Annotated in this window: 19 protein-coding genes; 10 read left to right on the plus strand and 9 right to left on the minus strand. The window is 50.9% G+C overall.

What is annotated here, in order from left to right; translation table 11 throughout:
- Positions 1-113 precede the first annotated feature (113 nt).
- Entirely contained in the window at positions 114-1,418 is a 1,305-nt protein-coding gene (locus J2I46_RS26295; RefSeq protein WP_207332076.1) for a HEPN/Toprim-associated domain-containing protein, read from the plus strand.
- Between the two features lie 51 nt (positions 1,419-1,469).
- Here the strand turns inward: J2I46_RS26295 and J2I46_RS32955 are convergent, their stop codons facing one another.
- Positions 1,470-1,718 (minus strand): HigA family addiction module antitoxin, encoded by a 249-nt coding sequence (locus J2I46_RS32955; protein WP_262898058.1) that lies wholly within the window; start codon positions 1,716-1,718, stop codon positions 1,470-1,472.
- A gap of 324 nt (positions 1,719-2,042) precedes the next feature.
- Here J2I46_RS32955 and J2I46_RS26305 point away from each other — a divergent pair, with 324 nt between their 5' ends.
- Positions 2,043-2,261 carry a hypothetical protein gene (locus J2I46_RS26305; RefSeq protein ID WP_207332077.1) on the plus strand — a complete coding sequence of 73 codons (219 nt, stop codon included), beginning with the start codon at positions 2,043-2,045 and terminating at the stop codon, positions 2,259-2,261.
- 109 nt (positions 2,262-2,370) lie between these two features.
- Positions 2,371-2,691 carry a PIN domain-containing protein gene (locus tag J2I46_RS33575; RefSeq protein ID WP_374758104.1) on the plus strand — a complete coding sequence of 107 codons (321 nt, stop codon included), beginning with the start codon at positions 2,371-2,373 and terminating at the stop codon, positions 2,689-2,691.
- A 409-nt stretch (positions 2,692-3,100) separates the two neighbouring features.
- Here the strand turns inward: J2I46_RS33575 and J2I46_RS26315 are convergent, their stop codons facing one another.
- Positions 3,101-4,162: an alpha/beta fold hydrolase gene (locus tag J2I46_RS26315; protein WP_207332079.1), complete on the minus strand. Its 1,062-nt coding sequence runs from the start codon at positions 4,160-4,162 to the stop codon at positions 3,101-3,103.
- Between the two features lie 165 nt (positions 4,163-4,327).
- On the opposite strand from J2I46_RS26315, the gene J2I46_RS26320 reads away from it, so the two are divergent.
- Positions 4,328-4,636 carry a hypothetical protein gene (locus J2I46_RS26320; RefSeq protein ID WP_207332080.1) on the plus strand — a complete coding sequence of 103 codons (309 nt, stop codon included), beginning with the start codon at positions 4,328-4,330 and terminating at the stop codon, positions 4,634-4,636.
- 34 nt (positions 4,637-4,670) lie between these two features.
- Here the strand turns inward: J2I46_RS26320 and J2I46_RS26325 are convergent, their stop codons facing one another.
- Positions 4,671-5,132: a GAF domain-containing protein gene (locus tag J2I46_RS26325; RefSeq protein ID WP_207332081.1), complete on the minus strand. Its 462-nt coding sequence runs from the start codon at positions 5,130-5,132 to the stop codon at positions 4,671-4,673.
- A gap of 148 nt (positions 5,133-5,280) precedes the next feature.
- On the opposite strand from J2I46_RS26325, the gene J2I46_RS26330 reads away from it, so the two are divergent.
- The 3 genes from J2I46_RS26330 to J2I46_RS26340 all read left to right on the plus strand — a co-directional run bounded on the left by J2I46_RS26330 (position 5,281) and on the right by J2I46_RS26340 (position 8,361).
- A complete protein-coding gene (locus J2I46_RS26330) occupies positions 5,281-5,559 on the plus strand; it encodes a hypothetical protein (RefSeq protein ID WP_207332082.1) in 279 nt (92 codons plus the stop codon).
- A gap of 87 nt (positions 5,560-5,646) precedes the next feature.
- Positions 5,647-7,119 (plus strand): MFS transporter, encoded by a 1,473-nt coding sequence (locus J2I46_RS26335; RefSeq protein WP_310589086.1) that lies wholly within the window; start codon positions 5,647-5,649, stop codon positions 7,117-7,119.
- A 48-nt stretch (positions 7,120-7,167) separates the two neighbouring features.
- Positions 7,168-8,361, plus strand: coding sequence for an acetyltransferase domain-containing protein (locus J2I46_RS26340; RefSeq protein ID WP_207332083.1), 1,194 nt, complete (start codon positions 7,168-7,170; stop codon positions 8,359-8,361).
- 115 nt (positions 8,362-8,476) lie between these two features.
- Here J2I46_RS26340 and J2I46_RS26345 read toward each other — a convergent pair whose 3' ends face one another.
- The 3 genes from J2I46_RS26345 to J2I46_RS26355 form a co-directional block, all read right to left on the minus strand.
- Positions 8,477-8,863, minus strand: a complete 387-nt coding sequence (locus J2I46_RS26345) for a DUF779 domain-containing protein (protein WP_207332084.1) — start codon at positions 8,861-8,863, stop codon at positions 8,477-8,479.
- Between the two features lie 106 nt (positions 8,864-8,969).
- Positions 8,970-10,484 carry an aldehyde dehydrogenase family protein gene (locus J2I46_RS26350; RefSeq protein WP_207332085.1) on the minus strand — a complete coding sequence of 505 codons (1,515 nt, stop codon included), beginning with the start codon at positions 10,482-10,484 and terminating at the stop codon, positions 8,970-8,972.
- Between the two features lie 120 nt (positions 10,485-10,604).
- Positions 10,605-11,120, minus strand: a complete 516-nt coding sequence (locus J2I46_RS26355; RefSeq protein ID WP_207332086.1) for an OsmC family protein — start codon at positions 11,118-11,120, stop codon at positions 10,605-10,607.
- A 298-nt stretch (positions 11,121-11,418) separates the two neighbouring features.
- Between J2I46_RS26355 and J2I46_RS26360 the strand changes: the two genes are divergently transcribed.
- Positions 11,419-12,351 (plus strand): AraC family transcriptional regulator, encoded by a 933-nt coding sequence (locus tag J2I46_RS26360; protein ID WP_207332087.1) that lies wholly within the window; start codon positions 11,419-11,421, stop codon positions 12,349-12,351.
- A 12-nt stretch (positions 12,352-12,363) separates the two neighbouring features.
- Here the strand turns inward: J2I46_RS26360 and J2I46_RS26365 are convergent, their stop codons facing one another.
- The 3 genes from J2I46_RS26365 to recF form a co-directional block, all read right to left on the minus strand.
- Positions 12,364-14,535 carry a glycoside hydrolase family 9 protein gene (locus tag J2I46_RS26365; RefSeq protein WP_207332088.1) on the minus strand — a complete coding sequence of 724 codons (2,172 nt, stop codon included), beginning with the start codon at positions 14,533-14,535 and terminating at the stop codon, positions 12,364-12,366.
- A 302-nt stretch (positions 14,536-14,837) separates the two neighbouring features.
- Positions 14,838-16,229: a glycoside hydrolase family 140 protein gene (locus tag J2I46_RS26370; protein ID WP_207332089.1), complete on the minus strand. Its 1,392-nt coding sequence runs from the start codon at positions 16,227-16,229 to the stop codon at positions 14,838-14,840.
- Between the two features lie 83 nt (positions 16,230-16,312).
- Positions 16,313-17,407 (minus strand): DNA replication/repair protein RecF, encoded by a 1,095-nt coding sequence (gene recF, locus J2I46_RS26375; protein WP_207332090.1) that lies wholly within the window; start codon positions 17,405-17,407, stop codon positions 16,313-16,315.
- Positions 17,408-17,636: 229 nt separating this feature from the next.
- Here recF and pdhA point away from each other — a divergent pair, with 229 nt between their 5' ends.
- Positions 17,637-18,686, plus strand: coding sequence for a pyruvate dehydrogenase (acetyl-transferring) E1 component subunit alpha (gene pdhA, locus J2I46_RS26380; RefSeq protein ID WP_207332091.1), 1,050 nt, complete (start codon positions 17,637-17,639; stop codon positions 18,684-18,686).
- 157 nt (positions 18,687-18,843) lie between these two features.
- A complete protein-coding gene (locus tag J2I46_RS26385) occupies positions 18,844-19,536 on the plus strand; it encodes a tetratricopeptide repeat protein (protein WP_207332092.1) in 693 nt (230 codons plus the stop codon).
- Positions 19,537-19,661 lie beyond the last annotated feature (125 nt).

Raw genomic sequence — 19,661 nt, forward strand, 5'->3', positions numbered from 1 at the left:
TTGTCACAATATATACCAACGTTTATATTGTGACAAGACTGTCCGTATACAATTAGTACTGTTTGGCTTAAAATTACTTACTTACCGATTTTACGACTTAAGCTAGAGAAAATATGGGATACTACTGCGAATTGATGATGGGCGATTATCCTATATCATCAGATAGGAACGAAGTTAATCCTTATATCGCAGCGTTATTTGATGTAGATGATTTATACATTTATAGAAGAAAAAAAGGTGATAGAAATAAAATTGTTTGGGGCGATATTGAGGACAAAGAAGAAAATGAAATGTGTGCTGTTTTCAGAGCAAGCGCAGATATTATAAAAGATCGTTTGATAGTTTTAGGATTTAGTTATCAGCGCGGCGAAGATGATTTTTATTCATCAATTGCTGACAGAATAAGTATGCTAAAGCAAGTTTTCTCTGGTGAGAATAATAAACGCGCAAGAAGTGAAATAAGCTTCTTAAAAAAAGCCTCCTACCACACTTTTTTTGAAGCTTTGATATACATATTTGAAAATAAAATTCAAAAAAAGGATTTGGATAATTATAAAAAGAACAAAAATTACAAAACTTTATTGTATCTTTTCAGAAATACAAATCCATTTGAAGATTTTCCTAATTCAGATGCAAGAAACGTAATAAGGGGGTTAGTAGAAATATCACCTAAAAATATGTTGTTAGAATATGATATAACTGAACATCTATATTCTCAATTGTATGATGATAAATTTCCTAAAACCAAGGAAATTTATAGAGATTTAATTTTAGAAGATGAATTGCCATTTGAAGACAGAATAAATGAAAAAATAATTATTCTTACAGAAGGTTCGTCTGACGCCAATATTTTAAAAAGATCATTACGCCTATTATATCCACACTTATCAAAATATTATTCGTTCATGGATTTTGACAATGCCGCTGTACAAGGCGGTAGTGGCTCTTTAGCAAATAACACTAAGTCATTTATAGGCGCAGGCATAAACAACAGAATTATTAGCTTGTTTGACAACGATACTGCTGGATATGCTGCAACTAAGCAATTATCAAAATTGACGATCCCAGAGAATTTCAGAATTCTTCATTTACCTGATATAGAATTAGCTTCAAACTATCTAACACTTGGGCCAACCGGATTAACCCATGCAGATATAAATAAATGTGCATGTAGTATCGAGTTATATTTTGGCAAAGATGTTTTAATGAATAATAATGATTTTTATCCAATACAATGGACTGGCTTTGAGAAGGGTGTAGGTAAATATCAAGGTGAAATTATAGAAAAAGCTGCTGTTCAACAACGTTTTAATAAAAAACTGGGTAAATGTGAATCTGACAAAAAGCTTATTCTATCTCATGATTGGGAAGACATGAAAAAAATATTACAAATGATATTTAGTGCATTTAATGAATGAGTTTTCGACTCTTTAATCACATTTTCCATTATCAAAATTGATAAAATTGTCCTATAAAGAATTAGATAAATTCATTACTGGCTTCCAAAATACTGTTACAGTGCTGGTATCAACTTTTTGCCGCGCTTGTGCAAGGTCGTAGTTCTCCTGCACCGTCAGCCAAAATTCAGGGGACGTATTGGCAAAAGCAGTGCCTAAGCGAATAGACATTTCAGGCGAAATGCTCTGTTTACCGTTCATGATGGCAGACAACGTTTTGTGCGTTGTGCCGATACCGGCGGCAACATCCGCAGCGGTCAGTTTTTTGCCGGTTTACTCAACGATGTCTTCAAGGGTTTCGGGGATCAACTCGCCGGGGTGCGCTGGGTCAACTGAAGTCATGATCTGTTTTGTTCGATCAATACTAGGGTAAATAATTTACATTAAATGGCATTGTGAATACAAAATGTAAATTTTGTGTAAACGGTCATAGCTTATCGCATACTTAGTAGATGTAATCACGCCAGCCAGCTTCATTTTCCGATGGGCAGCATGTCACGTCAGGCCCTTTGCACAAAGTAGGCATGGTTTTCGTTATATTGCCATTGGTAATCATGGAAGCTACGTTTGTTTTGGATACACAGGATGACCGGCGAGCGTTTGCTAAACGCCTATCAACGCTATTCGCAGACAAAAAGCATCCGAGTCCGTATTGAAGAGATTCAGAAGCCGGATTCAGGGCAGCAAAATCTGCTTGAGAAAATGCAGTCCCTGCGTGAACGGATGGCACAAACACCAATCGTTATACACGCTGGCCTTGATATTAATGACATCATTGACGGTGTGAACGATAACTCGTTGTAGTGTTATTGTATGATCTACTTTGATAGTGATGTTCTTGCTCACTACTTCATCGGCTATGCTCCCTTGCCACATGCTCAAGCTAAAGGACACGTTGAGAAAGCCCTTTTAAATGGGCTTTCTCAACGTGTCTCAACTGTCTATGCAGGAAGTGGCCTTCACAATGAGCAAGTTCGAAAAGCCTGCTCCGCTCATTGAGGAAGCAATGAGCACACTGCGAAGTGTAGCCCCTATCAACTACGATCTGACACATTTCGAGCGGGCAATGAGATTAGCTGCGTTCACTGGATTTAGTAGTATCAACGATTGTCTACATACGGCTATAGCCGAGTCTCAAAACTGCACGGAGATTATTACATATAATCGAAAGCAGTTCGACATTATTAGATTTAAGACAAAGCTGAAGGTAACTATTCTGAGGGCTATTGAATAGTTGCGTCAAGCATTAACTCGCTTATTCACCCCACCTACGCCCGTAGCTCCTCTACCACGCGGTTGATGGCGTCGATGGTGGCGGTAAGGTAACGTCGGCTTCGGTGTTGATGCGGCTGAGGCGCAGGCAGGAAAATGAGAAAGACTTTTTTCAGGCGATTTGGCGTGCGTTTGGGCTGTCGCTACGTAACTCATAGCCGAATTTAAACAGATTGCCGGGTACGTTGTCTTTTCTGGGAAAACAGACTTGCTTTCGCTATGTCGAGAGGCCATTTGAATAGGTACGTATTCTGGCATGGAAAAAGTTTAGTAATCCCGGTTGTGCTCCTGACGGGCACGTTTGATACGTAACACCTTGCGAGATGAGACCGGGCACAAAAGAGCGGTTCGTACGGCTCTTTAACTTGCTTCTATTTTAAATCCTCGCTACTGCTGCTTGTTCCCAGTTTTTCCTTCACGAGGGCGTTGAATTTTTGCGGTTCTTCCCAACATAAGAGGTGGGCCGACTCGTCGAACCAGATGAGTTCTTTGTGAGGCGCTTTCACGGATTCATAGTAATCAGCAACTAAGGCAGACGGGCAGTTATGATCGTAGCGACCCAGGCAGAAATAAACAGGTACGTTGACGGCTGGAACCTGTTTTTTCAAATCAAGTGTTGGCCAGATCGTCTCCAGCATTGGATAAGAAAGACGCTGTATTTTATTGGTTTTGAACAGGGTGAAAAAGCTGTACTCTTTAGAATGTAAAAAGAGCTGAGAACCGGGCATCCTGAGGGCCTGGTGCACTACACCGCCATACGTTTGTACCAGGGCCCGCTGCTGTTTCAGGGCGCTTAGTCCCTCTTTATACAAGCCGTTTTCGGGCGGTCCAATTCGTTGTAGTGTAGCCAGGGCGTTTACATCCTGTTTCTGCTGTGCGCTGTTAAGCGTAAACTTATACGATACTTGTTCGCTTTCAGGCCCGTGCGAGACGGGCGATACGGCCATAAAAGCCTGATAATCGGCAGGGTGTTTGGCGATGACGTGCATGCCCAATAACCCGCCCCACGAATGGCCTACCAGTACGATTTTGGATTGATTGAATCGTTGTTTGAGCCATGTTGTCAAGGCATGCGTATCGGCCACAAATTGGTCTAAGGTCATTGTCTCGGGTGCTATACGAGGCGAATAGGATTTCCCCGATCCGCGCTGATCCCAGTATACGACCGTAAACCGATCTTCCAACGAGCCATTGTAATGCATGTAGAAGGGCATCGACAGGCTGCCCGGTCCTCCATGTAGCCACAGCAGAACCGGGTTACGTCGATCTCTTCCCCGTATGGTTACGAATTGTTTGATGCCATTAATCGTAACCCGCTGAATTTCAGCAACGCTTGTATCCAGCAGCTGTCCATCGGCCGTTTTGAACGGGCGGGTCGTGCTACAGGCTCCACAGAAGATAAGCAGGAGGAGACAGACGGTTTTCAGACGCATGGTGTTGGCAGAGATCGTGATAAAGTCAGGATGCTGCAATCAGGCTCCACGTTGCGTCAGGCAAACTAGTTTCTTATCGTGCGTTGCTCAACCTATTCGATCGTAGCCGAATATAAAAGATTGCCGGGTGCGTTGTCTTTGTTGGGAAAACAAACTGTCTCAACAATGAAAACGATCACGATTGATCTGAAATCCTTTTGCTTCGGCGTGATAGCAATGGGAGCCATGTTATTGATGGCCAATAAACCCGCCAGTCAGCCACAGCCCGAACCGGTAAAGCAGCCGGTAGTAGAACCCCGGCCGTGCGAAGATATGCGCCGCTATCAGGCCCTTTACCTCGAATCTCACCTCATCATCCTCGATACGCAGACCGGACGATTCCTGCGGGAGGGCAATGTGAAGCTTCGGTTTACCAGCAACGGTTTCGAAGAGATCTACCAGCAGCAGGAACAGCTACAACAGCAACGTCGGTAACATCAGCAGGCACGTTGCCGTTGTAGCGACCTACCTATAGTTTCCGGCTGATGGCTTCGCCGAGTTGCATCAGGGCGGCTACTTCGTCGTCGGTGAAATCGTAGGGAACGGGTTTGGCAATGCCCAGGGTTCCGTGCAATTCGCCGTTGAGCAGCAGGGGCAGGGCAATCGATCCTTCCACCTTAGTGTCGCGGGCTGCGGGACGAGCCACACCCGATTCGTCGGTTTGCAGGTTGCAGAGCTGCACGGCCTCGCGGCGCTCGGCAGCAATACCCGCCATGCCTTTGCCAATCGGAATCTGGCTGATCTTCGGCAGCAGAAATTCGGGCATACCGGCGTAGGCAACCAGCGTCAGCAAGCCCGTGGTAGAGTCGAGGCGGTGCAGGGTGCCGGTAGTGCAATCGAACTGGGCGAGGGTTTGGGCAAGCAGCGCGTTCCAGTCGGGTGTATCGGTCGCCACCAGGTCAAGTAGGGGCTGAATGTCGGTTGTCGTCATGAGTTGAGGCGTTTGCGGGAGCGATCCGTGGTCAGGTACGTTCCGGTTGTTAGGCCAAAGGTAAATGATGGTTATTTGTGTCCATTCGTTTCAAACCATATTCAGGTACGTTGTGTCTTATGCTCTGTTAACTAAACAACGCATGATCATGAAATCAATCACATTCTCAATCGACCTGAAATCATTTTTTTTGGGCGCTCTTCTCGTGGGTGGCCTGCTCATTCTGGCTAACTTCAAACCAGCTGACAAGCCCGAAACAGCAGCCCCTGGAGACAATCGCCGCTATCAGGTTGTTATTAGCGCCCACAGCCGGGATATTATTATCGACACCCAGACAGGCCGATTCCTGATCGAACGTCCCGGTTTGGGTGTTCCTGGCTGGACGCCTATGGATTTTGAAGAGCTATACGAACAGAAACGGAAATAAGGCCGCAGGTACGTTACTTGTTCCTCGTCTCCCAAACAACGGGGCTCATTGGGGGGTTACGAATTAACCCCGTTACATGATCGCCCTGTGGTCTCTGATACAACTCTTTCTCCCCCTGCTACGCCGAATAAATGGCTGGTGCTGGCCACCCTGGCTTTTGGCACCTTCATGGCTACGCTCGACAGCAGCATTGTCAACATTGCTCTCCCCACGATTCGGCGCGAACTGAACGCCGGGGATAGCGTAGAGTGGGTGGTGCTCAGCTACCTGCTCACCACCACCAGCACATTGCTCATCATGGGCAAACTGTCTGACTGGCTGGGGCGACGGCCGATGTATATTACCGGGTTTGGCATCTTCGTGCTGGGGTCTCTGCTGTGCGGGTTATCGTGGAATATTCTGTCGCTGGTGGGTTTTCGGATCGTGCAGGGGCTGGGCGCAGCCATGATTTTTGCCATTGCCCCCGCCATCATTTCCGACACGTTTAGTCCGAAAGAACGGGGTCAGGCACTGGGACTAATGGGTGCCATTGTGGCGGCGGGGTCGAGCACAGGACCAGTAGTGGGCGGTTTGCTGCTGGGCAAATTCGGCTGGTCGAGCATTTTCTTCGTGAACGTACCTATCGGGCTCATCGCCATCTGGCGGGCGTCGGTGGTGCTGCCGCGCAGCCCTAAATTGCCCCGTCAACCGTTCGATCTGCTAGGGGCGGGTCTGTTTCTGGTGGGCGTAACCACCTTGCTAACCGGCCTCGACTTTGGTCCCGAAGCTGACTATGGCTGGCAGCATCCGCTCGTATTGGGCCTGCTGGGCACCGGTTTCGTGTTGCTGGGCCTGTTTTTTTACTGGGAAGGCCGCACGCCTGTCCCCATGCTACAACTGGGCTTATTTAAAATTAAACCCTACACATCGGCGATTATGGCGGCATGGCTGGGCTTTGTGGCGTCGGGCGGAAACCTGTTCATTATCCCGTTTTTTCTACAGCAACTGCTCGGTTTCTCACCACAAACGGCCGGACTCGTGCTCTTATCCGGTCCGCTGACGCTAAGCATTGTGGCACCCATTGGTGGGTATCTGTCAAGTCGGGTGAGCACGCGCTGGCTGGCGAGTACGGGTCTGCTCATCACGGCAATTGGGTACTTCTCGTTTTCATTTCTACAAACCGACTGGAGTTGGCACAATGTAGTCTGGCGCAGTTCGCTGGTCAGTCTGGGCTTTGCCTTGTTTCAGTCACCCAATAGTAGTAGTGCCCTCAACGCGGCTCCACTGGCACAACGGGGTGTGGCTAGCAGCGTGATCGCTTTCATGCGAAACATGGGCCTGGTGGTGGGTATTGCCCTTTCCGCGGCGGTCTGGTACAGCGCCCGAAACTACTACGCCCAAACGAACCATATTGATGCCATGAGTCCCGCCGCGCAACTGACCGGTATGCGCCTGGTTTACTGGGTGATGACTGGCCTGATTCTGACGGCGGCAGCTATCTCCTTTTTCCGGGGTAAGGGCGTTTGCCTGTCAGATAATGCTGAGGTGCCCGGCGAGAGTGTAGCGACACTGGCGGGGTAAGGAAACCGGTTTTTGTGTATGTTGCTTTTCTAAACCTGCAAGAGCAGCATGAAGCGGATTTCTACGATTGATACAGTACGCGGTTTGGTTATGGTCATTATGGCGCTGGATCATGTGCGGGATCTGCTCCACATGCCGGCATTGACTCAGAACCCAACCGATCTGTCCACTACAACCGCGCCTATTTTCCTGACGCGCCTCGTCACTCACCTCTGTGCGCCCACCTTTGTGTTCCTCGCCGGTACGTCGGTTTATCTGTCTGTTCAAAAAGATGCCGCCTTATACGCAACTGGCGACAACGATGGCCGGAGTCTGGCAGAACGGAGTCGCTTTCTGCTAAAACGGGGACTCGTGCTTGTTCTGCTGGAGGTAACCCTGATCAACTTCGCCTTCTGGACCGATATTCAGTTTCGGTCGATGATGTTGCAGGTGATCTTCGTGATCGGTGTTGGGCTGGTGTTGCTCTCATGGCTAATCCGGTTCCAGGTACGTTCGATACTGATAGCGGGGCTGCTCATCGTTTTTCTCCACGATCTGTTGTTGCTGGTACCACCGTTTACCAATCAGTCAGCGCGACTGGGTTGGGCCTTGTTGTTCCGAACCGACTTCTTTGCCGTCAGCCCCAATTTCTCGTTGCTCGTTGCTTATTCCATTGTGCCGTGGTTCGGTATCATGCTGCTTGGCTATGGTTGCGGCCCCCTGTTTGCTAAACCAATCGCCGAGCGAAAAACGCAGCTGATCAGGCTTGGTGTCGGGTCGCTCGCCCTGTTTCTAGTTTTCCGCTTCCTGAATCTATACGGTGACCCGGTACCCTGGTCGGCTCAGAAAAACGGCTTGTTCACGGTCTTGTCGTTTCTGAATATCAACAAATACCCGCCGTCATTACTGTATACAGCGTTTACCCTCGGCATCATGTTCCTATTGCTTGCCCTGTTCGATGGCAGCCGGAGCGGGTTGGCTCGTCGACTGGAAGTGTACGGAAAAGTGCCGCTGTTTTACTACCTCATTCACTGGTATCTGGTAAAAGGTGCCATGATCGGCATGGTCCTGCTCCAGGGCTATTCATTCAGCGATATGCCGCTTGGTCCGATGAGTTTTGGTCGGCCAGCCGCCGCCGGGGTAACCCTGCCCGTTGTCTACGCCGTTTGGCTGGCGTTGGTCATTATACTTTATCCCCTCTGCGCCTGGTATGGCCGCTACAAAGCCGAACACCCGGAGGTAGCGTGGACGAGGTATGTTTAAAGGGAAGGAGGAAAGGGAGAACGGAGGAAGGAGGAAAGGGTGCTCTGCAGAGCAGAACGATCCGTTGCAGAGCACCCTTTCCTCCTTCCTCCGTTCTCCCTTTCCTCCCCACTATTTAGTTTTCCCCAAAATGAATTGGCGTTAAATGCGCCAGTTCATCGTCTTCGAAGAGGCGTGAGCGGATCAGGAAACGGATGCCCATCGGAATTTCGAGCGAGAAGCTGGCTCCGCGACCCGGCGTAACGTCGATGGTCAGGTGCGTGTGTTGCCAGTACTCAAACTGACTTTCGGCCATCCAGAAAGCACAGCCTTCAATTTCGCCCAGCCACACGTCTGACTGCCCAACAATAAAATCGCCTTTTTCGAAACACATAGGCGATGAACCGTCGCAGCAACCGCCGCTCTGATGAAACATCAGTTCGCCGTGTCGTGCTTTCAGCTTGGCAATAACGTCGGCCGCCGCTGGGGTGACGTCGATACGGGAAATCGTTTGGGTTGTCATAAGGGGGGGAGGAAAGGAGGAAGGGGAGAATGGAGGAAAGGGGGCTTCGCAGGGTCTGGATTCTGCTCTAGCGAAGCCCCCTTTCCTCCGTTCTCCCCTTCCTCCCTTAAAAGAATCCCAGCTTTTGCTTGCTGTACGAGATCAACAGGTTTTTCACCTGGCGGTAGTGGTTCAACATCATCAGGTGGTTTTCGCGCCCGAAACCTGATTTCTTGTAACCACCGAACGGTGCATGTGCCGGATAATCATGGTAACAGTTTACCCACACACGACCCGCCTGAATCTGCCGGGGAATGGTATATAGTTCGTGCGCATCCCGCGACCAGAAGCCCGCACCAAGACCGTAAAGCGTGTCATTGGCGATGGCAACAGCTTCGTCGGCGTCTTTGAACGTCGTTACCGACAACACCGGTCCGAAGATCTCTTCCTGGAAAATCCGCATTTTGTTGTGGCCTTTGAAGATCGTCGGCTGGATATAATAGCCGCCTTCAACGCTGTCGGCCGGTCCGCCGCCGGTTAGTACTTCAGCGCCTTCCTGTTTGCCAATGTCGATGTACGACAGAATTTTCTCGTACTGGTCGTTGCTGGCCTGCGCGCCCATCATCGTGTCAGGATCGAGCGGGTGACCAAGTTTGATAGCTTTGGTGCGGGCAATAACGCGCTCGATGAACTTGTCGTAGATGTCTTCGTGAACCAGTAACCGCGATGGGCACGTGCAGATCTCGCCCTGGTTCAGGGCAAACATGACGGCGCCTTCTACGCACTTATCGAAGAAATCATCGTCGGCATCACCAACCGATTTCATGAAAATGTTGGGCGATTTACCCCCTAGTTCCATCGTTACCGGAATCAGGTTTTCCGAGGCGTACTGCATAATCAGGCGGCCCGTAGTGGTTTCGCCGGTGAAGGCCACTTTATTGATCCGTTTGTGCTGTGCCAGTGGTTTACCTGCTTCCGGGCCAAAGCCTTGAATAATATTTACCACACCCGCCGGAATAATGTCTTCCAGCAGTTCCATCAATACGGTCAGTGACGTTGGTGTTTGTTCGGCTGGTTTAATTACCACGCAGCAACCGGCCGCCAGGGCTGGGGCCAGTTTCCAGGTAGCCATCAGCAGCGGGAAGTTCCAGGGAATGATCTGGCCCACCACGCCAACCGGCTCTTTAATGATCAGTGATAACGTATCGGCATTGAGTTCGGTTGCTGACCCCTCTTCGGCGCGGATAACCCCCGCGAAATACCGGAAGTGATCGACACAAAGGGGAAGGTCGGCCGCCATGGTTTCGCGCAGGGCTTTGCCGTTTTCAACGGTTTCAACGCGGGCCAGAAACTCCAGGTTTTTCTCGATCACATCGGCAATCTGAAGCAGCACTTTACTGCGCTCTGTAGCCGACGTTTTGCCCCATGTTGAAAAGGCTTTATGGGCCGCGTCGACGGCCAGATCAACGTCGGCCGCTTTTGAACGGGGCATTTTAGCGATCAGGCTGCCATCGACCGGCGAGGTGTTTTCAAAATATTCGCCATCAACGGGTGGTACCCATTTGCCGCCAATATAATTGTCGTAATGCGACCGGAATTTAGGTCGGTTAGCGTGGGTTTCTACTAATTCAAGGGTTTCCATATAAGACGATAACTATTAGTTGATAATTGAATCGTCACAAAGTTTGCTTGAATTGTTCAAAAAGAATTGAGCAATCGTATCGACTGCATGCACTATTCTATCAATGTTTAACGTACCTGATCAGGACGCCGCCAGCGTTTCGATGGATAGTTCCAGCGATGGTGAATGCTGGAGGGTCTGATAAATGACGCAGTACCGCTTGGTAAGCCTCACCAGCGTTTCCATCTCCTCTTCGCTGGCGTGGGTGTCGAGTTCAAACGTGAGCCGGATTGCCTGAAAACCAACCGGTGCATCTTTGGCTACGCCCAGCGTACCGCGGAAATCGAGATCCCCTTCAGCCCGAACAACACCATACTGGATGGTAACGCCAATCGCTGTGGCTACGGCTTTCAGTGTCACGCCCGCGCAGGCAACCAGTGCTTCGAGCAGCATATCGCCAGGCGAGGTCAGTTCACCTGTTCCTCCGGTTGCTTCGGGCAAACCCGCATTAACCTGCGTACGGCCCGTGGCTACATGGCAGGAGACTTTATCGCCCAGGGTGCCTTCTGCGTGCAGGCTAATCATGGCCGTTTCGGGCTGCTGCTGATACTGTTGTTTGATCGGTGCCTGTATGGCCCTAAGCTCGTTGGTTGTCATTGATTAAATGGGGTTAGAGGGCTGTTGGTTGGTAGGCACCAGGCAGGCTGATAATCAGGCAACATACCTGGCTCAGATGCAAACAAGTATAATCCGTTTGCCTACTGCATTTTTAATTCGTTATCTCATGGTCAGGCCGCCACGCAAACGGCTACATCTGCGTTATAAGGCAACACAGGTACGACATTACTAATAAAAAATGTAATAATAATAGTAAAGCGCTGTAGGCAATGACCTATATTTCAGGCCGGTATTGGCGAGGCATGCACCAACAGGGACTGCTAATCAACGACTACTTATGAAACGTACACAACTAGCTCCGCTTGATATTTCACGCCATTTACATTCACGGCGGCTGGAGCAGGAGGTCGAGAATAGAACAGCGTATACGATCGACACGGCGGAGCTAAACATCTATGAAACACAGCACATTGCCGAAAAAATTGAACTGACATTCAACAGCCCCGTGCTGGCCAGCATGATTCGGGGTAAGAAGGTAATGCACCTGCCCGGCACACCCTCTTTTGATTTTCTGCCGGGCGAATCGGTCATTGTTCCCGGTCAGGAAATGATGCGAATCGACTTCCCGGAGGCGCAAAAGAATAACCCTACGCAGTGTCTGGCGCTGGCCATTGCTCCCGACAAAGTGCGGCAGGTAACCGACATGCTCAACGACCGGTCGCCGCTGATCGATAATGCGCAGGGGTGGCAGTTCGGACAGCATAATTTCTTCCTGACCAACGATGAACCCATTCACCAGCTCATTGCCCGCCTAATCTACATTTTCACGGAAGACAACAAAGCCAAAGAGGTTTTTGCCAATTTTGTGTTGCAGGAACTGGTGGTTCGGCTGATGCAAACGCAGGCGCGCACGTTGCTGCTGGGCCCCGAAACGGCGCACGCCAATGTGAACCGGCTGGCCTATGTGGCGCAGTATATCAACAAGCATCTGAGCCGCGCCCTGCACATCAAGGAACTGGCCGATCAGGCCTGCATGAGCGAACCCAATTTTTACCGGATCTTTAAGCAAACGTTCGGTATGACCCCGGTCGATTATATTAATCAGCAACGCATTGCGCTGGCATCCAGGTTATTGCGTACTACCAATCGTTGCCTGGCCGATATCAGTATCGAGTGTGGGTTCAACAACCTGACGTATTTCATGAAGCTGTTCCGGCGCGAAATAGGTACGTCGCCCTCGCAATACCGGAAACAGATTCTACTGGCCTAACGCCTGACGTTCCTACAGCACACTCACTTTCCTGACCACCTCCTGCTGCCCTAGCTGGCAGCGAATCAGGTACGTGCCGGCGGGTAACTGTTGAACAGACAGCTGTACCCGGTTGCTCCCCGCCCTACTGGTGTACCGGATCTGGTTAACCGAACGGCCCAACACGTCGGTGATGGTAAAGACGCAATCGCCTGCTTGCTCAGTGGTAAACAGTACCGTCAGATTGCTGCTGGTCGGATTCGGGAATAGATTGAACAACCCGTTTTCCGGCTCCGTAGCTGTAATGACTACCACCGGATTAACTGGCAATTCGTACTTCGTTGGTGTATCAACAAACCGCGATAACGCCTTCACGTAGGCCGACTGGTAATAAATACCGGGCTCGGTTACAGACCAGCTGGCGTCGGGCCAGGTGACGTTCCAGTCGCGGTAGCTTTTCTGCGTGGGCTGGTTGCAGGGCGGTGTCAGTAGGCAGGTTCCCTGTCCAGGCTGGTAGCTTTTGTTTGGGCCGCCGGGTATGTAGCCCGGAGGTGGACCGCCTTTCGCTGAGGTCTCGGCTTCGGCCCAGTCGGTTTTGTCGCCAAACCACGAATGATAGATGCGCGTGGCTGATTTCTCGGCTCCAAGCTGGCGCATGTTGGTCAGGTACACGATGTTCAGCGGGTTTACGCCGTGCAGCGCATGAAGCAAGTCTTCAGCCCGCTGCCTGTAATAGTCATTGCCCGACGGGTCTATTCTGTACTGAACCAGATCGAAGTTGATGTTGGCAAAGTCGGCCCTGATCTGGTTGCTGCCCCAGTGGTACTGCGCTTCGGGCATGTAAGCCCGGTAGGCGTCGGCCTGCGCCGTTGGCCGGTAAAGGTCGAGTTGCTTACCGTCGCTCAATTTGCGGGCAATGATCGTTTGCGCCACGGTTGCTGTTGCTCCGGGTAATTGCGTGTAATAGAGCAGGGCATCGCCATGAACGGTTTCGTATGGCCCCCACCAGCCCAGTACACCAATGAGCCTGTAATTATCGTCCACGATTTGCCGGTAACGTACCTCGCCGGTCAGCGCATACAGGTAGGTAGCGGCCGTGACGCGGGCTTTTTTCTGCTCGGCTTCGTCCCAGTCGGCATCACCCGCTTCAATGGTGCCATCATCGATATTCGTGTTCTTGGTGGGTGTGTTTTCGTACCAGTCGAACCCCAGGATCGCGAGCCGCCGCAACTCCGCCGCGTAGGCTTTCTGCGACGGAATTTTGTCATACACCAGCGCCGCGTGGGCAAACATACCGGCAATGGCGATAGCCGCAGCCGTTGATTTTTCGGGGTAGTAATAGCGCGGCCGGGTGTCGGTGCTGGGCGGTAGGCTTGAACCGGGCGCATTGGCCACCAGGCCCATCTTTATAATGGCCGACCCATCGGTGTTCTGCATTTTCCGCAACCAGTCGAGCTCCCATTTTACCTCGTCGAGTAGGTCCGGTACGCCGTTGCCGCTTTCGGGCAGGTTCAGGTCGTCGGTCCAGATGGTGGGTTTCTGGTCGTAAGCGTCGAGTAACTGGTGAACGGGCTTGGCAGCAAACGTCGTGTACTTGTTGTAATCACCGGCATCCCACCAGCCACCCGATAGATCGCGGGCGGTGGCAGCGTTGGTCCGATCGCGGATAGACCGGGCCGACGGGTCCTGGTTCGGACCAACAAATGACGCACCATCGGCCCAGTTGGCGCCGGCAAACTGGGCTTTCTTCTCGAAGTTGCAGCGGTTGTAAAAAAACATCCGGACGGCCGTTCGCAGCAGGTTATTATACACCTCGTCGTGAATCTCGAACCGGTACGAACCCACCTGCTGACCTACATCATATACGTAATAACTGCCCAGCACCTGCACCGACGAGAAATCGAACCACCAGGCTTTATCGCCCGATGTGGCGTCGGTGTTGCCGTTGTTCCAGACAGACAACGTACCCCGGAGAATCACGGCATCATCCTGCCAGCGGCGCAGTTCATATTGATTGGCACCTGTCGATGGCGCAAATGGCTGGCTGGCATTGAATCCCTGCACCGGGTTGCTGATGACCGCCACTTTCCCCGACAACGATCGATAGCCAAACTGATCGATATGAATGTTGTCGGCCGTTCGAACTGGCGCAGCGCCAGCTGAGAAGGCATTGAACAGAACGCCGAGCAGAAAAAGTCTCACCATGAGTCAGATACACTATCGTTGGGGAAATGAAACAGGCACGAAGTATGACTGCGCGCCTGTCTGATAGAAAACCTATGAAGCAGTGAACGCTAATTAATCAGAAGAGAGGGCGCGTTGCCACGCCGGCCTGTGTCTGAATACTACGTAGCTGGCCAGGCACCGGCAAACAGATAAAGTCTATTTCTGGGTCCGGTACTTAACAGTGGTAAAATTGCCTTTTATCAAGGCAAAATAGAATGGGCTAAACCCTAATTTATCAGGGCCTAGGGTTTACACCAGGAAAACAACTAGTAGACTGATGCTTATTCCGGCATAGCGTATCTCTTGGCAGCATCGTCCAGAATCAGTACCCAATCCTGGCCGTAACCAGCGGTAGGGGGCGTGAACCGGTATTGCCCCTGATTGCCGAACGAACCGGCAGGCCGAACCTCGCCCTGCCGGGGATTGAACCAGTAGGCAGCCACCCGGCTACCCGACAACGTACCCAGCTTTACCGTAAATGGTTTACCGGCAGCGGTGTACACAAAGGCGTAGTCTTTCCCGCGCGTGGCCTGAATCCGTTCGGCAGGTGGGTAGGCGTTCTCGACGATCATCGACTGGTCGGGTACGCGATCAAGCAGTGGACGCGACTCCAGTAAGCGCCGAACAAACTTCATCTGGTTGGCGGCGGGCAGTTCCATGGCTTCGGGCCAGAATATATGAGGGCTATTCACGCCTAGCCGCTGGGGGCTGTACATCTGCCAAATATCATGACAGCCGTAGGTGTGGCCATGAGCGCCGGCAAACAGATCCAGGTAGGCGTATTTCCTGACATCGTAGGCGTTGGACGTACCCAGGTCTTTGGCGTTGAAGCAAACGGGATGGTCTTCGTAGATAGGTTCCGCATCCATCGTTGGGCGGGTAGGTAACTGGTTATATGAGGCCGTTATAAAATCGTAGACTGGCGTATCGCGGCAATGGCCATTCTGGTGCATGTTGACATCCAGCCACTTATCTGCTGCGAACCACTGCACAGAACCGCCGTTCATGCCGTTGGGCTGGGGGTGAAAGCTGATCAGCGCTTTGTCTGGGCCACCAACACCCATTTCAATGCCAGTTGCCAGTTCACGCCAGACCATTGTGTCGGGCGAGTCTGGGCGCGGGTTGCGGTCGCCGCCAGCAATCCAGATGATATTCGGTCGGTTTTTGTATCGTTCGCCCAGCCATTGCCCATACACGCGGGCATTTTGTGGCGTAAAAATTTCGGGTCCGGCGCCCCACCTGTCTTTAAATACTTTATCGCCCCAGGTTGGTAAAAAACCAATGACCAGCCCGTTCTCAGCAGCTTTATCGATTATATAGTCGACATGCTTGAAATAAGCTTCGTTGGGCTGAGTGGGGTCGTTGTTTAGTAAAGGCACTTCGCCGTAGGGGTTTGGTTCCCGTAAACCGTCAAATTCGGCCAGTGCCACAGCCTGTATGACCGTAAACCCCTGTTGGGCCCGCCGTTTAAGGTAGCGGTCGGCCTCTTCCCGGTTCAGGCGGTGAAACAGCTCCCAGGCGGTGTCTCCCAGATAAAAGAAAGGCCGCCCGTCGGCATGAACCAAATACCGTTTGTTATCAGCTACTTTCAACGGCCCACTCGTAAATGGCCGTTGGGCAAAGGCAATGAACTGCAGTGACATAAGCCCCAGCAGGACAACACATGTTCTCATGTTTAAAGATTTATTCTTACGGAAAATTAATGATTTTCCGATTATTACTCACTCGTAGGTATGAATCGTAGCTTATCTATTTTTTAGTAACCTTCTTTTCCTATTCGGAAATAGCGCACGTCGCTCTGGACGGATGCCAGCAGGTGCTGGGTACGTTCGGGGCGGGCATCGGTGATGAACAATTGCCCAAACGCGCCTTCATCCACGCGCTGAATTAGCTTGGCAATGCGCCCGTCGTCGAGTTTGTCGAAGATATCGTCGAGCAGCAGAATAGGCCGGGTCTGTTTTTCCTGTTGCAGCTGATCAAACTGGCCGAGTTTCAGGGCAATGACAAACGTTTTCTGTTGCCCCTGCGAGCCAAAACGTTTTAGCGAAATACCATCGATCAGGAAATCAAAATCGTCGCGGTGAACGCCCATCGTGGTTCGTTGCATGGCCACGTCGCGGCTCCGGTTCTGCACAAACAGGTCATCGAACCCCATTTTGTCAAGGTCTGAATCGTACAGAATAGTTACGGCTTCGCGCCCGTCGCTCAGGTACGTATAGTGTGCCTGTACGCTGGGCAGCAGATCGGCGATGAACTGCTTGCGCCGGTCATGGATGCGCTGACCTATATACAGAAGTGGTTCGTCGTAGGTATCGAGCAGGTCGTGGTCAACGTTGCGGCGGTCAGCGAAGAGCTTCAGCAGGCTGTTTCGTTGCTTCAGTACGTGCTGGTATTGCAGGTAATCCTGGAGGTACTCGGGGTCGAGCTGCGCCAGAACGCCATCCACAAACTGGCGGCGGTCTTCACTATGTTCGCGTACTAGATCGGTATCATTGGGGGCCATCAGTACCACCGGAAACCGGCCAATATGCTCGCTGACGCGTTCATACGGCTTTTTATCGGCCAGAATTGCCTTGCGTTGTCCGCGTTGCAGGCTGATGGTAATCTGCGTGGGGCGGTCGTGTTTAACGAAGGTGCCATCGAGAATGAAGTAATCTTCGTTGTGCGTTACGCTCAGCGCATCGAGTGACTGGAACGCACTTTTCGACAAAGCGAGGAAATAAATGGCGTCGAGCAGATTGGTTTTACCGCTGCCATTTGGCCCCACAATCACGTTTACCTGCCTGCTGAACGTAAAGAGCGCATCTTCATAGTTTTTAAAATTGGTCAGGCTTAGTTTATCGAGGTACATAAAACTGGGGAGGAAAGCAGGAAAGGGAGGAAAGGAGTAAAGGAATGCTGACTGGACTGACGGTATCGTATAAATAATTCGAGTGTCTGTAATCCCATTCCTCCTTCTTCCTTTCCTCCTTCCTCCTTTGTTCGTACTTTTGCGAGCATTTTGCCCGGAAATAGCAACAAAGATACGTTCCCTTTGTTCGGCAGATAACAGGGCAATATACCCTCTACTTAGGATACACATGGCAACCGTCAAAGACAAGGCTCCAGCCGCTAAAAGCAACGGCAAGGCAACTCCGACCAAAACACAGCACCCCAAAGAGCGGTACATGTATTGGTATGAGTCGATGCAACTTCAGCGGAAGTTTGAAGAAAAGGCTGGCCAGCTCTACGGGCAACAAAAAATCAAAGGCTTCTGCCACCTCTATATCGGTCAGGAAGCCTGTTCGTCAGGTTCGTACTCGGCCCTAACCCCCGACGATAAGTGGATCACCGCCTATCGCGATCACGGTATCCCACTTGCCTTAGGTTCAGATCCTAAGGCGGTTATGGCCGAATTGTACGCCAAACAAACGGGATCATCGAAAGGTAAAGGTGGATCGATGCACATCTTCGATAAGTCGGTCAATTTCGTTGGCGGGCATGGTATCGTTGGGGCGCAGATTCCAATGGGTGCCGGTATCGCATTTGCCGAGAAGTACAACAAAACAGGCAACCTCTGCATCTGTTTCTTCGGCGATGGAGCCGTTCGTCAGGGTGCCCTTCACGAGGCGTTCAACATGGCCATGCTGTGGAAGCTGCCCGTGATTTTTGTGGTTGAAAACAACGGGTACGCCATGGGTACGTCGGTTGCACGGACCTCGAACGTAACGGAGCTGTACACAATTGGTGAGTCATACGACATGCCTTCTGAGCCAGTTGACGCGATGGAAGTGGAAGCCGTTCACGAAGCCGTTAGCCGCGCTGCCGAGCGGGCCCGTGCTGGTGAAGGCCCTACTTTCCTGGAATTCCGTACGTACCGGTATCGTGGTCACTCCATGTCTGACCCACAGAAATACCGTAGCAAAGATGAGGTTGAGCAGTACAAACAGCGCGACCCGATCGAGAACGTTCGTCAGTACATTCTAACCAATGGGCTGGCAACCGAAGACGATCTGGCGGCGATCGATCAGAAGATCAAGGCAACGGTTGATGAGTCGGTGAAATTTGCCGAAGAATCGCCTTACCCACCTGTCGAAGAAGCGTTCAGAGACGTATACGTGCAAAAGGATTATCCATTTTTGATGGAGTAGAGAAAGTTGGTTTGGTATTTGAGGTGTCGGCTTCGATGAACCTGTTCGGCTAGCCTCTTTCCTCAGCGTAAAGGGCTTACCAGCCGATTAAACTTCAACCGGCAGGTGTCAAACATCAAACTATTTTCTTACTTTTGCCCCTCAAATTGCAACTTGTATGAGCAAGAAAAACGCGGGTTTAGAATTTCTTGAAGATCCCGACGCACTGGCAGGCCGTTTAGAAAAGGCCGAAGATTTTTTTGAAATGAACCGCAACCTCATTTTTGGGGTAATTGGTGGTCTTGTGCTTGCCATTGGCGGCTACTTTGCTTACCAGTATTTCCAGGGAGAGAAGAACATCGAAGGGCAGGATAAACTGTTCAACGCCGTGTACAAATTCGAGCAGGATTCACTGCAACTGGCCTTGAACGGCAAAGGAGCAACGCCTGGCCTACTGGCAGTAGCCGATGACTACAGCGGAACGAAAGCCGGTAATCTGGCTCATTTCTACGCGGGCACTGCCCTGCTGAAAGAAGGCAAGTACGATCAGGCAATCGAGCAGTTGAAAGACTTCAGCTCATCGGATTTGCTGGTCCAGGCTCGTGCGTATTCACTGATTGGCGATGCTTATTCTGAAAAGAAAAGCTACGCTGAGGCGGCTGAGTATTACGAAAAAGCGGCTGAATACAAGCCAAACAAGTTCTTCACGCCTGGTTATCTGCTGAAGCTGGCTATTGTGCAGGAAAACGCGAAAGCAACCGACAAAGCCATTGAGGCCTATCAGCAAATTCTGGATAAGTATCCGGAAACTGCCGAAGCCGTCAGCGCCAAGAAATATAAATCCGTGCTCGAAGCGCAAAGCGGCGAGTAGTCAACCGGGTACGTATCAGTATGCATACACAAAGGGACGAAGCCGTAACAGGGTTCGTCCCTTTTTTTATAGTTTACAGTTTTCTGTTTACTGTTTTCAGTTGCGCTGCCACTTGGCAGGCGTAA

The sequence above is a fragment of the Fibrella forsythiae genome (assembly GCF_017353175.1).
Lineage (GTDB): Bacteria > Bacteroidota > Bacteroidia > Cytophagales > Spirosomataceae > Fibrella > Fibrella forsythiae.

Bases quoted from the DNA above. Each gene is read 5' to 3' on its own strand.
- pdhA (WP_207332091.1), top strand. From the start codon at position 17,637: ATGGCAACCGTCAAAGACAAGGCTCCAGCCGCTAAAAGCAACGGCAAG.
- J2I46_RS26330 (WP_207332082.1), top strand. From the start codon at position 5,281: ATGAAATCAATCACATTCTCAATCGACCTGAAATCATTTTTTTTGGGC.
- J2I46_RS26355 (WP_207332086.1), bottom strand. From the start codon at position 11,120: ATGACAACCAACGAGCTTAGGGCCATACAGGCACCGATCAAACAACAG.
- J2I46_RS26385 (WP_207332092.1), top strand. From the start codon at position 18,844: ATGAGCAAGAAAAACGCGGGTTTAGAATTTCTTGAAGATCCCGACGCA.
- J2I46_RS33575 (WP_374758104.1), top strand. From the start codon at position 2,371: ATGGGCTTTCTCAACGTGTCTCAACTGTCTATGCAGGAAGTGGCCTTC.
- J2I46_RS26315 (WP_207332079.1), bottom strand. From the start codon at position 4,162: ATGCGTCTGAAAACCGTCTGTCTCCTCCTGCTTATCTTCTGTGGAGCC.
- J2I46_RS26360 (WP_207332087.1), top strand. From the start codon at position 11,419: ATGAAACGTACACAACTAGCTCCGCTTGATATTTCACGCCATTTACAT.
- J2I46_RS26305 (WP_207332077.1), top strand. From the start codon at position 2,043: ATGACCGGCGAGCGTTTGCTAAACGCCTATCAACGCTATTCGCAGACA.
- J2I46_RS26365 (WP_207332088.1), bottom strand. From the start codon at position 14,535: ATGGTGAGACTTTTTCTGCTCGGCGTTCTGTTCAATGCCTTCTCAGCT.
- J2I46_RS26320 (WP_207332080.1), top strand. From the start codon at position 4,328: ATGAAAACGATCACGATTGATCTGAAATCCTTTTGCTTCGGCGTGATA.
- J2I46_RS26370 (WP_207332089.1), bottom strand. From the start codon at position 16,229: ATGAGAACATGTGTTGTCCTGCTGGGGCTTATGTCACTGCAGTTCATT.
- J2I46_RS26340 (WP_207332083.1), top strand. From the start codon at position 7,168: ATGAAGCGGATTTCTACGATTGATACAGTACGCGGTTTGGTTATGGTC.
- J2I46_RS26350 (WP_207332085.1), bottom strand. From the start codon at position 10,484: ATGGAAACCCTTGAATTAGTAGAAACCCACGCTAACCGACCTAAATTC.
- recF (WP_207332090.1), bottom strand. From the start codon at position 17,407: ATGTACCTCGATAAACTAAGCCTGACCAATTTTAAAAACTATGAAGAT.
- J2I46_RS26345 (WP_207332084.1), bottom strand. From the start codon at position 8,863: ATGACAACCCAAACGATTTCCCGTATCGACGTCACCCCAGCGGCGGCC.
- J2I46_RS26295 (WP_207332076.1), top strand. From the start codon at position 114: ATGGGATACTACTGCGAATTGATGATGGGCGATTATCCTATATCATCA.
- J2I46_RS26325 (WP_207332081.1), bottom strand. From the start codon at position 5,132: ATGACGACAACCGACATTCAGCCCCTACTTGACCTGGTGGCGACCGAT.